This window comes from Hydrogenovibrio sp. (assembly GCF_049975065.1).
Classification (GTDB): domain Bacteria; phylum Pseudomonadota; class Gammaproteobacteria; order Thiomicrospirales; family Thiomicrospiraceae; genus Hydrogenovibrio.
In genome coordinates this window covers 33,336-45,508 of record NZ_JBNGDN010000007.1, presented here as the reverse complement: position 1 = coordinate 45,508, position 12,173 = coordinate 33,336, and the positions used below count along the sequence as shown (strand labels likewise).

Below are 12,173 nucleotides of genomic sequence, written 5' to 3'. Positions count from 1 at the left end.
CGATCCGTGAGGGTGGCCGTACCGTTGGTGCAGGTGTTGTGGCTAAAATTATTGAATAAATAGTTTTGGTTTGCTAAATGAAATAATTGCTTGATAGTTAATTGTTTTGTTTGTATAATCCGCAACCTTAATGAGCAGTGGTCTGTTTATGACGCCACTGCTTTTCTTTTTTTGTAAATAGAGAAAAGTTTTTATGGCGACACAAAATATACGTATTCGCTTAAAGGCGTTTGATCACCGTTTGATCGATCAGTCTGCTCGTGAGATTACCGAGACGGCCAAGAGAACCGGTGCTCAAGTAAAAGGGCCGATCCCTATGCCTACGCGCAAAGAGCGTTTCACCGTGTTAGTTTCTCCGCACGTCAATAAGGATGCGCGAGATCAATACGAAATCCGAACACATAAGCGTATGCTGGATATTGTTGATCCGACAGACAAAACGGTTGATGCGCTGATGAAGCTGGATCTGGCCGCTGGTGTGGACGTTCAATTAGAGCTTAGATAAATTAAGCTGGTATTAACTATCAATCGTAATGGTTAATAAATAATAATAAATGAGGTAACGATATGGGTATTGGTGTAGTTGGTACCAAGGTTGGTATGACTCGTGTGTTTAACGACGACGGTGTATCAACTCCTGTGACGGTTGTGGAAGTAACCCCCAACCGTGTTACACAGATAAAAGAGAGTATGGTTGATGGATACAATGCCATCCAAGTGACTTTCGGAGCAAAACATTCAGGTCGAGTGAACAAGCCATCGGCTGGACACTTTGCTAAAGCGGGTGTGGAAGCGGGTATTGGACTGTGGGAATTCCGTTTGGATGAGCCATCTGACGCTGAAGGCCTGGAGTTGGGCTCTGAGATAACGGTAGAGAAATTTGCGGAAATTACGAAGGTAGATGTTACAGGAACCACGAAGGGTAAAGGTTTTCAAGGTGGTGTGAAACGGCATAATTTTAAAATGCAAGATGCCACCCATGGTAACTCTGTTTCGCATCGTGCCCCTGGGTCAATCGGACAGAACCAAACGCCTGGTCGAGTTTTCAAAGGTAAGAAAATGGCCGGTCACATGGGGGATGTCAGACAAACCACTCAAAATCTTGAGTTGGTGAGGGTTGATGTTGAGAATTCATTGCTAATGATTAAAGGTGCCTTGCCAGGAGCTAAAGGCAGCACTGTGATTGTTCGCAAGGCGATTAAGTAAGGTGGGCACGATGGATCTGAAATTAATAGAATTAGCCAGTGGAAAGGCTTCGGGATCTGTAACAGTTTCTGATGCTGTCTTTGGCGTAGAGTTTAACGAGTCACTTGTGCATCAAGTTGTTAATGCCTATATGGCCGGTGCTCGTTCCGGCACAAAAGGTCAGAAGAATCGATCTGCTGTTAGAGGCGGTGGCGCTAAGCCTTGGGCTCAAAAAGGCTCAGGTCGTGCGCGCGCAGGTACCTCGCGTGGCCCGGTTTGGGTTGGCGGCGGACGTGCATTTCCAGGTCATAATCGTGACTTCTCTCAGAAGATTAATAAGAAAATGTATCGCGGCGCAATACGTTCGATTCTGTCTGAGCTGGTGCGAAACGAACGACTGGTTGTCGTGGATGATTTTAAAGTCTCAGCGCCTAAAACAAAAGAGTTTGTAGGGCATTTGTCCACGCTTAATCTGAAGGATGCATTGGTAATTACAGAAGGGTTTGACGAATATTTGTATCTGTCGGCCAGAAACCTTTATCACGCAGATGTCTGTGATGTCAGTGCGATTGACCCGGTCAGTCTGGTTGGTTTTAAGTCTATCGTAGTGACACAAGGCGCTATGAAGCAGCTTGAGGAGAAGTTGGGATGAGTAATGAACGTTTGTTGAAAGTGTTGCTGGCTCCTCATGTTTCCGAAAAGTCAGCTTTATTGGCAGATGCGTCAGAGCAGTATGTCTTTAAAGTGGTGCCTGATGCGACAAAGCCTGAAGTTAAGCAAGCTGTAGAGACATTGTTTGATGTGCAGGTTCAATCTGTCAATATGATTAATATCAAAGGCAAGACAAAGGTTTTTAAAGGGCGGGCAGGCAAGCGAAATGGCGTTAGAAAAGCCATTGTGCGTTTAGTGCCAGGCCAAGAAATTGACTTTGTTGGCGCAGAATAAAAGAGGTTGTTATGGCAATTATCAAAAAATCAAAACCTACTTCGCCTGGTCGCCGTTTCGTTGTCAGTGTAGTAGAGCCGGACTTACATAAAGGCAAGCCATTCTCGGCGTTACTGGAAAAGAAATCCAAGTCAGGTGGGCGTAACGCAAATGGTCGTATTACTGTCCGTCATCAAGGTGGTGGGCATAAACAGCATTACCGTAATGTGGATTTTAAACGTGATAAAGATGGTGTTCAAGCCACGGTTGAGCGCTTGGAATATGATCCAAATCGAACAGCTCATATTGCACTGTTGAAATATGCGGACGGTGAAAGACGCTACATTTTAGCACCCAGACACATAAAAGCCGGTGATGCTATTGAGTCAGGTGAGCATGTTTCTATTAAAACAGGCAATGCTTTACCTCTGAGAAACATTCCGGTAGGTACCATTGTTCATGCATTAGAGATGCGTCCCGGTAAAGGTGCGCAAATCGCTCGTAGTGCGGGTGCTTATGCGCAGATTGCAGGTCGTGATGGTCGTTATGTCTTGGTTAAGTTACGATCCGGTGAGATGCGTAAGATTCTGGCTGAGTGTCGTGCGACCATCGGCGAAGTTGGCAACCAAGAGCACTCTTTGCGTAAGCTAGGCAAAGCGGGTGCTAAACGCTGGAAAGGCGTTCGTCCGACTGTTCGTGGTGTGGCCATGAACCCGGTTGATCATCCCCATGGTGGTGGTGAGGGTCGTACTTCAGGTGGTCGTAACCCTGTGACACCTTGGGGTGTACCCACCAAAGGTAAGAAAACACGTAGTAACAAGCGTACTGATGGAATGATCGTACGTCGTAGAAATAAATAAGGAAGGACCCTATGCCACGTTCAGTTAAAAAAGGACCTTTTGTAGATCATCACCTTATGAAAAAGGTGATGGAGGCACAAGAATCTGGTAATAAACGTCCGATTAAAACATGGTCAAGAAGATCAATGATTCTTCCTGATATGATTGGTCTGACAATAGCAGTACACAATGGTAAAGAGCACATTCCTGTTTATGTATCCGAAAACATGGTCGGTCATAAATTGGGTGAATTTTCGATGACCCGTACTTATCGTGGTCATGCAGCCGATAAAAAGTCTAGATAAGGAGAAAGGTTATGCAAGTTAGTGCTACTCATAGATTTGCCCGTATTTCTCCTCAGAAAGCGCGTTTGGTTGCAGATCTTATTCGCGGTAAGGATGTTGAAACGGCTGTTAATTTGTTGGCTTTCAGCGACAAGAAAGCGTCTGATCTCATTAGCAAGGTGTTGAATTCTGCCATCGCTAATGCAGAAAACAACGAAGGCGCTGACATTGACGAGCTCAAAGTTACTGCAGCTTATGTCAATGAAGGTCCGATCATGAAGCGCATGCGTGCGCGCGCAAAAGGTCGTGGAAACAGAATCTTAAAACGCATCAGTCACATCACTGTGACTGTAGGCGATAAGTAAGGAGAATCAGAATGGGACAAAAAGTACATCCAATTGGGATTCGTCTCGGGATTACAAAAGACTGGAATGCCCGCTGGTATGCCGATAGCAAAAACTATTCTGATTTCTTGATCAGTGACATTGAAATTCGTAAAGAGCTCAATGAAAAGCTAAAGCATGCTTCGGTGAGCCAAATTAATATTGAACGCGTTGCCAATGGCATTCGTGTGACCATTCATACCGCTAGACCGGGTGTCGTGATTGGTAAAAAAGGTGAAGATATTGAAAAGCTGAAGCAATCGCTAATAGCCAAAACAGGGTTGCCGGTTAATATCAATATTGAAGAAATCAAGAAGCCTGAGCTCGATGCAAAATTGGTTGCAGAAAGCATTGCTCAGCAACTTGAAAAACGTATTCAATTTCGTCGTGCTATGAAGCGTGCGGTTGGTAATGCCATGCGCCTTGGCGCTGAAGGCATCAAAGTCAATATTTCGGGTCGTCTGAACGGAGCTGAAATTGCGCGTGCAGAATGGTATCGAGAAGGTCGTGTTCCGTTACACACTTTACGAGCAGATATCGATTATGCAACGTTTGAGGCAGATACTACCTATGGAAAAATTGGCGTTAAGGTTTGGATCTTTAAAGGCGAAAAGCTGGAAAAAATTTCCATGATTAACGATGAGAGCCAGTCCAAAGGTAAAAAAGGCCGTAAATAAGAGGATTATTCGTTATGTTGATGCCAAAACGGACAAAATTTAGGAAAGTGCATAAAGGTCGTAACAGAGGCCTGGCAAATGTTGGTAATAAAATCAGCTTTGGTCAGTACGGCTTAAAAGCAGTTGAACGTGGTCGTATGACATCACGTCAAATCGAAGCAGCACGTCGTGTAATGACCCGAAAAGTCAAACGTGGTGCCAAAATCTGGATTCGAGTGTTTCCAGACAAGCCAATTACGAATAAGCCTTTAGAAGTTCGTATGGGTAAAGGTAAAGGTAGTGTAGAGTATTGGGTTGCTCAGATTCAACCTGGTCGTGTTCTTTATGAGATGCAGGGTGTGGATGAAGTCGTTGCGCGTGAAGCTTTCGATTTAGCTGCAGCCAAGCTACCTTTTAAAACGCAATTCGTTACAAGAACGGTGATGTAAATGACGGCAGAATTAAGCGCTAAGTCAAATGAAGAACTTAAGAATGAACTCTTAGATCTTTTAAAACAACAGTTTAACCTAAGAATGCAGCATGCAACGGGTCAATTAGCTAATACATCAGAGCTAAGAAAAACTCGTCGTGCGATTGCTCGGGTTAAAACCATCATTCGTCAAAAAGTAGGTAAATAAGAATGGCTGGTACAGAAAGCACAACACGTACACGAACCCTGCAGGGTGTCGTAGTCAGTAATGGGATGGATAAGTCCGTTGTCGTTATGACGGATCGTTATATCAAACATCCGAAATATAAAAAGTTTGTCCGTAAATCCACCAAGCTTATGGCGCATGACGCCGAAAACGCTTGTGGTGTTGGTGACAAAGTTACCATTGAAGAGTGTACGCCACTCTCAAAAAGAAAGTCTTGGTCTTTAGTTTCAATCGATGAAAAAGCGGCACTTTAATTAATATCCGCTAGACTTTTTCGATTTAACTGATATAATCCCTCGAATATTACCGTCCTAATAGTCAAGCCCTTTGGGGAACTGATTATTTCGACGGTTTTTGTGTTATTTAAAATTTATGGATGGAGTTCCATCATGATTCAGATGCAAACTGTACTGGATGTTGCAGACAATAGTGGCGCACGAAAAGTCCAATGTATAAAAGTATTGGGTGGTTCCAAGCGTCGTTATGCAAGTGTCGGTGATGTCATAAAGGTCGCTGTAAAAGAGGCTGCCCCACGCGGTAAAGTCAAAAAAGGTGATGTCTATAACGCGGTTGTTGTAAGAACAGCGCAAGGTGTTCGACGTCCCGATGGGTCTAAGATTAAGTTCGATGGAAATGCTGCAGTCATCCTAAATGCAAAGCATGAGCCCATTGGCACGCGTATTTTCGGACCGGTAACACGTGAGTTGCGTAACGACAAGTTTATGAAGATCGTTTCGTTGGCTCCAGAAGTACTATAAGGAACAGATAATGAATCGTCTAAAAAAAGGTGATGAGGTTATCGTTATTGCAGGTAAAGATAAAGGGAAGCGCGGAAGCATTTCTCGTGTAATGCAAGATGGTAAGCTAATAGTAGATGGAATTAATTTGGTCAAGAAACATATGAAAGCCAATCCTATGCAAGGTGAGCAGGGTGGTATTGTTTCAAAAGAAATGCCAATTAATGCTTCTAATGTTGCTTTATACAATCCTGAAACAAAAAAAGCAGACCGTGTTGGTGTTAGAGTTGAAGAAGGTGTTAAGAAGCGCTTTTTCAAGTCTAATGGTAACTTGGTGGATGCTTAATAAGGTTGAGATATGGCAAGATTACAAAAAATTTATAATGATCAAATTGTTTCGGCCTTGGTGGAAAAATTTGGTTATAAGTCAGTCATGCAGGCACCTAAGCTTGTAAAGATTACGGTTAACATGGGTGTTGGTGATGCCATAGCAGATAAAAAGGTGTTGGACAATGCCGTGTCTGATATGGAAGCCATCACGGGTCAGAAAGCGGTTCGTACCCTTGCGCGCAAATCAGTGGCCAGCTTTAAAGTTCGAGACGGTTATCCGCTCGGCTGCAAAGTCACACTAAGAGGTGCACGTATGTATGAGTTTTTAGATCGCTTGGTCAATGTAGCTTTGCCTCGAGTTCGAGATTTTCAAGGCGTAAAAGCGAATGCTTTTGATGGTCGTGGTAACTATAACTTGGGTGTTAAAGAGCAAATTATCTTTCCGGAAATCGAATTTGAAAAAGTCGATAAGATCCGAGGCATGGATATTAGCTTTACAACAACTGCTTCAACAAATGATGAAGCAAAAGCTTTATTGGAAGCTTTTAATTTTCCATTTAAGAAGTAAGGAAGGTTTCTATGGCAAAGCAATCAATGATCGAAAGAGAAAAGAAAAGAGCAAAAACTGTAGCAAAGTATGCTGCTAAACGTGCTGAACTCAAGAAAGCATCCGTTGATGTATCTCTTAGTTATGATGAGCGCATGGATGCAATGGATAAGCTAGCGAAGCTACCACGTAATGCGTCACCTGTTCGACAGCAGAATCGTTGTCGTTTAACGGGGCGTCCTCATGGCGTTTATAGAAAGTTTGGATTGTCACGTAACATGCTAAGAGAATTAGCCATGCAAGGTGATGTACCTGGTTTAAGAAAAGCAAGTTGGTAAGGATAAATATTTATGAGTATGTCTGATCCAATAGCTGATATGTTGACTCGAATCCGCAATGGTCAAATTGCTGGTCACGCGAATGTTTTGATGCCTTCATCAAAAGTAAAGATTGCCGTGGCTAAAGTTTTGGCTGACGAAGGGTATGTGAGTGCATACAGCGTAAGTGATAAGAATGGTAAGTCGGAATTATCGGTTGATTTGAAATATTTTGAAGGGAAGCCGGTAATAGAGATGGTTAAGCGTGTAAGTCGTCCAGGCCTGCGTGTTTACAAAAACAAAAATGAATTGCCAAAGGTTATTGGTGGTCTTGGTGTGGCGGTAGTTTCTACTTCACAAGGCATCATGTCTGATCGCGATGCTCGCAAAGCCGGTATCGGTGGCGAAATCATTTGCTACGTAGCGTAATGGAGGGAGATATAAATGTCTAGAATTGCTAAGTCTCCTATCACTGTGCCAGCCGGTGTTGAAATAAAAGTGGATGGTTCCAATGTGTCTGTAAAAGGTGCTAAAGGAACGCTGAGCAACACCTTTAATTCCGTGGTCTCGATTGGTATGGAAGACAAAGTATTGTCAGTTTCGCCCAAAAATGATTCCAAGAACGCTTGGGCTCAATCAGGTACGGTAAGATCCATTATCAACAACATGGTTGTGGGTGTATCTGAAGGTTTTGAGAAGAAGCTGCAGTTGGTGGGGGTTGGTTATCGTGCACAGGCTCAAGGTAAAGTATTAAATCTAACCCTTGGTTTTTCGCACCCTATCAATCACGAACTTCCTGAAGGTATTACGGTTGAAACACCATCGCAAACCGAAGTTGTCGTTAAAGGCGCTGATAAGCAGGTTGTTGGTCAGGTTGCGGCTGAGATTCGTGCTTATCGACCACCAGAGCCTTATAAAGGCAAAGGTGTTAAATATGCCGACGAGTATATTTTGCGTAAAGAAGCTAAGAAAAAATAAAGGTTGGGAAAACAAATGGATAAAAGAGCTACCCGACTACGTAGAGCAAAAAAGACACGTGCAAAACTGGCTTCGCAAGACAGAGCGCGTTTATGCGTTCATAGAACGCCGAAGCATATTTATGCACAAATTATTTCGGCAGACGGTGCATCCGTTGTCGCGTCTTGCTCTACAGTCCAGGCAGATATAAAAAGTCAAGTTGCTTTTGGTGGTAATAAAGAAGCCGCCATCCTGGTCGGCAAGTCAATTGCTGAAAAGGCAAAAGCAGCCGGAATTGAATCAGTAGCGTTTGATCGTTCAGGTTTCAAATATCACGGTCGTGTACAAGTTCTCGCTGATTCAGCGCGAGAAAACGGTCTAGTGTTTTAAAAGAAGGGATAACAATGTCTTCAAGAGAATTACAAGAAGGTCAGGACGGTCTGATTGAAAAACTGGTCTCTGTACGCCGAGTTGCTAAAGTGGTAAAAGGTGGTCGAGTATTCGGTTTTTCAGCGTTAACCGTTGTTGGTGACGGTGAAGGTCGTGTGGGCTATGGCAGTGGCAAGGCAAACGAAGTTCCTGTTGCGATTAAGAAAGCTATGGAAAAAGCACGCCGTAATATGAGAGATATTCACCTGAATGGTGGTACTCTTCAATACCCTATTAATTTCAAGCAGGGGGCAGCGAATATTGTCATGCTACCAGCATCGGATGGTACGGGGATTATTGCAGGTGGTGCGATGCGCGCCGTCCTAGAAGCCGCCGGTGTTAAGGATGTATTGGCCAAGTGTGTTGGTACAACCCGTCCTGTTAACGTGGTGCGTTCAACAGTCAATGCTTTGACGGCGATGAGTAGCCCTGAATTGATTGCTGCAAAACGTGGTAAATCAGTTGAAGAAATATTAGGTGAATAATATGTCAGATAAGAAATTAGTCAAAGTTACTTTGGTGAAAAGTACAATCGGGCGTATGCCGGCACACAAAGCCTGTGTTGCGGGTTTAGGCTTGAGAAGAATGCACCATACAGTAGCGGTTATTGATACGCCAGAAAATCGTGGCATGATCAATAAAGTTTCCTATTTGCTTAAAGTAGAGGAAGCATAATATGCATTTAAATACTTTAAAACCAGCAGAAGGTGAAAAACAAGCTGCCAAGCGTAAAGGGCGTGGTCAAGGTTCCGGAAACGGAAAAATGGCTGGGCGAGGGCACAAAGGCCAGAAATCCCGTTCGGGTGGCATGCCTAAGATTGGCTTTGAAGGCGGGCAAATGCCTCTGCAGCGCAGACTCCCTAAGGTCGGTTTCAAATCACGTAAAGCCGCATTTGTGGCAGAATTACGTCTTGATACCTTAGCTAGAGTGGAAGCAGATGTGATTGATCTAGCCGCATTGAAAGCTGCCAATTTTGTCTCTGACAGAATTAAAACCGTCAAGGTTGTTAACAGTGGCGAATTATCGAAAGCGGTTAAGATCAGTGGCCTGAAAGTTACAGCAGGGGCTAAAGCAGCGATTGAATCCGCTGGTGGGTCAGTCGAAGCGTAATTATGAATAGTCAGTCAATTGAAAATTCGGGTTCAAGTGGGTTAAGTCAAAAAATATTTTTTGTTCTTGGTGCGCTCATTGTGTATCGCTTAGGAACTCACATTCCTGTACCGCTGATTGATCCAGTTGCACTGGCCGCTATGTTTGAGCAGCAACAAGGCACTATCCTTGACATGTTTAATATGTTCTCAGGTGGTGCTTTGGAGCGTTTGTCGATTCTGGCATTGGGGATCATGCCCTATATTTCAGCCTCGATTATTATGCAGTTGCTCACTGTGGTGTCCCCCACGCTTGAACAACTCAAAAAGGACGGTGAAGCCGGGCGCAGGAAGATAACGCAATACACTCGTTATGGCACAGTTGTGTTAGCTACCTTTCAGGCTTTGGGCGTTTCGATTGCGTTAGAGTCACAAAATATAAATGGTATGTCGGTTGTTGTTGAGCCGGGCTTCTTGTTTAAAGTGATTGCGGTAACCACGCTAGTGAGTGGCACGATTTTCCTGATGTGGTTGGGTGAACAAATAACAGAACGCGGCATAGGTAATGGTATTTCACTCATTATTTTTGCCGGTATTGTTGCAGGCCTGCCTTCTGCGCTGGGTGGAACTTTTGAGCAGGTCAATACGGGCGCATTGCATGCCATTACGGCTTTTGTATTATTGGCTTTGGTCTTTCTTGTGATTGCCTTTGTTGTGTTTGTTGAAAGAGGGCAGCGACGAATTCCAATACACTATGCACAACGTATGCGAGGACGTAAATTATACGGAGGGCAGGAAGGTCATTTGCCACTTAAGCTAAACATGGCTGGTGTCATACCGCCGATCTTTGCTTCCAGTATTATTTTGTTTCCAGCAACGCTGGGCGGCTGGTTTGGTACCGCCGAGAACATGGGGTGGCTAAAGGATATTGCAACGACCATGTCCCCGGGTCAACCGCTGTATATTTTGTTGTACGCACTTGCGATTATCTTTTTCTGTTTTTTCTACACGGCAATTGTGTTCAATCCTAATGAAACGGCAGATAACCTGAGAAAGTCGGGTGCTTATATTCCGGGGATTCGACCCGGCCAGCAAACGGCTAGACGTATAGACACTATAATGAGTCGTTTGACTTTAGCCGGTGCCATTTACATCACCTTGGTGTGCTTGCTACCGGAGTTCTTGATTTTATATTGGAATGTACCATTTTATTTTGGCGGTACTTCCCTGCTGATTATTGTGATTGTTGTTATGGATTTCATGACGAATATTCAAGCGCACATGCAATCAGGTCAATATGAGAGCATGATGAAAAAAGCAAATTTAAAAGGGCGGTAACTTTATTTTAAGTTACTACTAGTAATTAATCCTTTAAATGAGTATAATCGCTCGTTTTTCGGTAGATGGATAGTAAGGAGCGCAAAATGGCTCGTATTGCCGGCGTAAATATTCCAGCTAACAAGCATATTGTTATTGGATTAAGATCGATCTATGGTGTTGGGCAGACCACTGCACAAGATATTTGCAAGAGTGTCAATATCGATCCAACAACGAAAGTTCGTGAATTAGATGAAGAACAGTTAGAGTCAATTCGTACGGAAGTGACTAAATATCGTATTGAAGGTGATCTTCGTCGTGAAGTGACCATGAATATCAAGCGTTTAATGGATATGGGTTGTTACCGCGGGATTCGTCACCGTAGAAGTCTTCCTTTGAGAGGACAGCGTACTAAAAATAATGCGCGTACCCGAAAAGGCCCTAAAAAGCCGATTAAACGTTAAGTAATAATATTAGAGAGTTAATATGGCAAAAGCGAATACACGTGTTAAAAAGAAGGTTAAACAGGTCGTAACGGATGCCGTTGCACATGTTCATGCCACTTTTAATAACACCATCGTGACGATAACAGATCGTCAAGGTAATGCACTTTGCTGGGCTACTTCCGGTGGAAGTGGCTTCCGTGGTTCTCGTAAGAGTACCCCGTTCGCGGCGCAGGTAGCGGCTGAACGTGCAGGGCAAGTTGCAACCGAATACGGTGTAAAGAATATGGATGTCATGGTTAAAGGCCCAGGGCCAGGTCGAGATTCTGCAGTGAGAGGGTTAAACAGTGTTGGTTTTAAGATTACATCCATTTCAGATGTGACGCCCATTCCTCACAACGGATGTCGTCCTCCTAAAAAGCGTCGTGTTTAATTTTTAGAGGTAGAAGATGGCTAGATATATTGGTCCAAAATGTAAACTCTCACGTCGTGAAGGAACCGATCTATTTTTGAAAAGCGGTGTTCGTAGCATCGAATCAAAATGTAAGATAGATCAGTTACCTGGACAGCATGGTGCTGGACGTAAACGTGTTACCGAATATGGTTTGCAGTTAAGAGAAAAACAAAAAGTACGTCGTATGTACGGTGTTCTTGAGAAGAAATTCCGTCTGTATTACAAAGAAGCCGATCGTCGCAAGGGCTCAACAGGTGTTAATCTGTTGCAACTTCTTGAAACGCGTCTGGATAATGTTGTCTATCGGATGGGTTTTGCAGCGACACGTGCCGAAGCTCGTCAGCTCGTATCGCATAAGTCGATTCAAGTGAACGGTCAGTCGGTTAATGTACCTTCTTACGAAGTTTCTGTCGGTGATGTTGTCAGCGTTCGTGAAAAATCGCGCAACCAATCTCGCATTGCAACAGCATTAGAGTTAAGCAGTCAAGCCGGTGGTGTCAGTTGGGTTGAAGTTGATCCATCCAAATTTGAAGGGACGTTCAAGTCGGTTCCAGATCGTTCAGATTTGTCGAGTGATATCTCTGAGAATCTGATCGTCGAACTTTACTCTAAGTAACCCTTTGAAA

The 12,173-nt window shown here is 43.8% G+C and carries 25 protein-coding genes; all 25 read left to right on the top strand.

Annotated features, from left to right (window positions below; all coding sequences use genetic code 11):
• Window positions 1-193 precede the first annotated feature (193 nt).
• The 25 genes from rpsJ (at window position 194) to rpsD (ending at window position 12,163) form a co-directional block, all read left to right on the top strand.
• Complete coding sequence (rpsJ, locus tag ACP5D0_RS02395) at window positions 194-505, top strand: 30S ribosomal protein S10 (RefSeq protein ID WP_472363965.1); 312 nt, start codon at window positions 194-196, stop codon at window positions 503-505.
• Between the two features lie 62 nt (window positions 506-567).
• Window positions 568-1,206 (top strand): 50S ribosomal protein L3, encoded by a 639-nt coding sequence (gene rplC / locus ACP5D0_RS02390; protein ID WP_472363964.1) that lies wholly within the window; start codon window positions 568-570, stop codon window positions 1,204-1,206.
• A 10-nt stretch (window positions 1,207-1,216) separates the two neighbouring features.
• Complete coding sequence (gene rplD / locus ACP5D0_RS02385) at window positions 1,217-1,837, top strand: 50S ribosomal protein L4 (RefSeq protein WP_472363963.1); 621 nt, start codon at window positions 1,217-1,219, stop codon at window positions 1,835-1,837.
• The gene (gene rplW / locus ACP5D0_RS02380; RefSeq protein ID WP_472363962.1) at window positions 1,834-2,130 is read left to right on the top strand and encodes a 50S ribosomal protein L23; all 297 of its coding nucleotides are present in this window, start codon (window positions 1,834-1,836) and stop codon (window positions 2,128-2,130) included. Before rplD ends, rplW begins: the two co-directional genes overlap by 4 nt.
• Window positions 2,131-2,141: 11 nt before the next feature.
• The gene (gene rplB, locus ACP5D0_RS02375; RefSeq protein WP_472363961.1) at window positions 2,142-2,969 is read left to right on the top strand and encodes a 50S ribosomal protein L2; all 828 of its coding nucleotides are present in this window, start codon (window positions 2,142-2,144) and stop codon (window positions 2,967-2,969) included.
• Window positions 2,970-2,980: 11 nt separating this feature from the next.
• Complete coding sequence (gene rpsS, locus ACP5D0_RS02370) at window positions 2,981-3,253, top strand: 30S ribosomal protein S19 (protein WP_472363960.1); 273 nt, start codon at window positions 2,981-2,983, stop codon at window positions 3,251-3,253.
• A gap of 11 nt (window positions 3,254-3,264) precedes the next feature.
• Complete coding sequence (gene rplV, locus ACP5D0_RS02365; RefSeq protein WP_472363959.1) at window positions 3,265-3,597, top strand: 50S ribosomal protein L22; 333 nt, start codon at window positions 3,265-3,267, stop codon at window positions 3,595-3,597.
• Window positions 3,598-3,608: 11 nt separating this feature from the next.
• On the top strand, window positions 3,609-4,292 hold the full coding sequence (gene rpsC, locus ACP5D0_RS02360; protein ID WP_472363958.1) for a 30S ribosomal protein S3: 684 nt from the start codon (window positions 3,609-3,611) through the stop codon (window positions 4,290-4,292).
• Window positions 4,293-4,306: 14 nt separating this feature from the next.
• Window positions 4,307-4,720, top strand: a complete 414-nt coding sequence (gene rplP, locus ACP5D0_RS02355; RefSeq protein ID WP_472363957.1) for a 50S ribosomal protein L16 — start codon at window positions 4,307-4,309, stop codon at window positions 4,718-4,720.
• Complete coding sequence (gene rpmC / locus ACP5D0_RS02350; RefSeq protein ID WP_472363956.1) at window positions 4,721-4,909, top strand: 50S ribosomal protein L29; 189 nt, start codon at window positions 4,721-4,723, stop codon at window positions 4,907-4,909.
• A 2-nt stretch (window positions 4,910-4,911) separates the two neighbouring features.
• Complete coding sequence (gene rpsQ / locus ACP5D0_RS02345; RefSeq protein WP_472363955.1) at window positions 4,912-5,181, top strand: 30S ribosomal protein S17; 270 nt, start codon at window positions 4,912-4,914, stop codon at window positions 5,179-5,181.
• Window positions 5,182-5,316: 135 nt separating this feature from the next.
• Complete coding sequence (gene rplN / locus ACP5D0_RS02340; protein ID WP_472363954.1) at window positions 5,317-5,685, top strand: 50S ribosomal protein L14; 369 nt, start codon at window positions 5,317-5,319, stop codon at window positions 5,683-5,685.
• Window positions 5,686-5,695: 10 nt separating this feature from the next.
• Window positions 5,696-6,010: a 50S ribosomal protein L24 gene (gene rplX / locus ACP5D0_RS02335; RefSeq protein WP_472363953.1), complete on the top strand. Its 315-nt coding sequence runs from the start codon at window positions 5,696-5,698 to the stop codon at window positions 6,008-6,010.
• Between the two features lie 12 nt (window positions 6,011-6,022).
• A complete protein-coding gene (gene rplE, locus ACP5D0_RS02330; protein ID WP_472363952.1) occupies window positions 6,023-6,562 on the top strand; it encodes a 50S ribosomal protein L5 in 540 nt (179 codons plus the stop codon).
• An 11-nt stretch (window positions 6,563-6,573) separates the two neighbouring features.
• Window positions 6,574-6,879: a 30S ribosomal protein S14 gene (rpsN, locus tag ACP5D0_RS02325; protein ID WP_472363951.1), complete on the top strand. Its 306-nt coding sequence runs from the start codon at window positions 6,574-6,576 to the stop codon at window positions 6,877-6,879.
• A 12-nt stretch (window positions 6,880-6,891) separates the two neighbouring features.
• Complete coding sequence (gene rpsH / locus ACP5D0_RS02320) at window positions 6,892-7,287, top strand: 30S ribosomal protein S8 (RefSeq protein ID WP_472363950.1); 396 nt, start codon at window positions 6,892-6,894, stop codon at window positions 7,285-7,287.
• 15 nt (window positions 7,288-7,302) lie between these two features.
• Window positions 7,303-7,836, top strand: coding sequence for a 50S ribosomal protein L6 (rplF, locus tag ACP5D0_RS02315; protein ID WP_472363949.1), 534 nt, complete (start codon window positions 7,303-7,305; stop codon window positions 7,834-7,836).
• A gap of 15 nt (window positions 7,837-7,851) precedes the next feature.
• A complete protein-coding gene (gene rplR, locus ACP5D0_RS02310; RefSeq protein WP_472363948.1) occupies window positions 7,852-8,205 on the top strand; it encodes a 50S ribosomal protein L18 in 354 nt (117 codons plus the stop codon).
• 14 nt (window positions 8,206-8,219) lie between these two features.
• Complete coding sequence (gene rpsE, locus ACP5D0_RS02305; RefSeq protein WP_472363947.1) at window positions 8,220-8,729, top strand: 30S ribosomal protein S5; 510 nt, start codon at window positions 8,220-8,222, stop codon at window positions 8,727-8,729.
• A gap of 1 nt (window position 8,730) precedes the next feature.
• Window positions 8,731-8,919 (top strand): 50S ribosomal protein L30, encoded by a 189-nt coding sequence (gene rpmD, locus ACP5D0_RS02300; RefSeq protein WP_472363946.1) that lies wholly within the window; start codon window positions 8,731-8,733, stop codon window positions 8,917-8,919.
• A gap of 1 nt (window position 8,920) precedes the next feature.
• On the top strand, window positions 8,921-9,355 hold the full coding sequence (rplO, locus tag ACP5D0_RS02295) for a 50S ribosomal protein L15 (protein WP_472363945.1): 435 nt from the start codon (window positions 8,921-8,923) through the stop codon (window positions 9,353-9,355).
• A gap of 2 nt (window positions 9,356-9,357) precedes the next feature.
• The gene (secY, locus tag ACP5D0_RS02290) at window positions 9,358-10,671 is read left to right on the top strand and encodes a preprotein translocase subunit SecY (protein ID WP_472363944.1); all 1,314 of its coding nucleotides are present in this window, start codon (window positions 9,358-9,360) and stop codon (window positions 10,669-10,671) included.
• An 86-nt stretch (window positions 10,672-10,757) separates the two neighbouring features.
• The gene (gene rpsM / locus ACP5D0_RS02285) at window positions 10,758-11,114 is read left to right on the top strand and encodes a 30S ribosomal protein S13 (RefSeq protein WP_472363943.1); all 357 of its coding nucleotides are present in this window, start codon (window positions 10,758-10,760) and stop codon (window positions 11,112-11,114) included.
• 22 nt (window positions 11,115-11,136) lie between these two features.
• On the top strand, window positions 11,137-11,526 hold the full coding sequence (rpsK, locus tag ACP5D0_RS02280) for a 30S ribosomal protein S11 (RefSeq protein ID WP_472363942.1): 390 nt from the start codon (window positions 11,137-11,139) through the stop codon (window positions 11,524-11,526).
• 16 nt (window positions 11,527-11,542) lie between these two features.
• A complete protein-coding gene (rpsD, locus tag ACP5D0_RS02275) occupies window positions 11,543-12,163 on the top strand; it encodes a 30S ribosomal protein S4 (RefSeq protein WP_472363941.1) in 621 nt (206 codons plus the stop codon).
• Window positions 12,164-12,173: the final 10 nt, after the last annotated feature.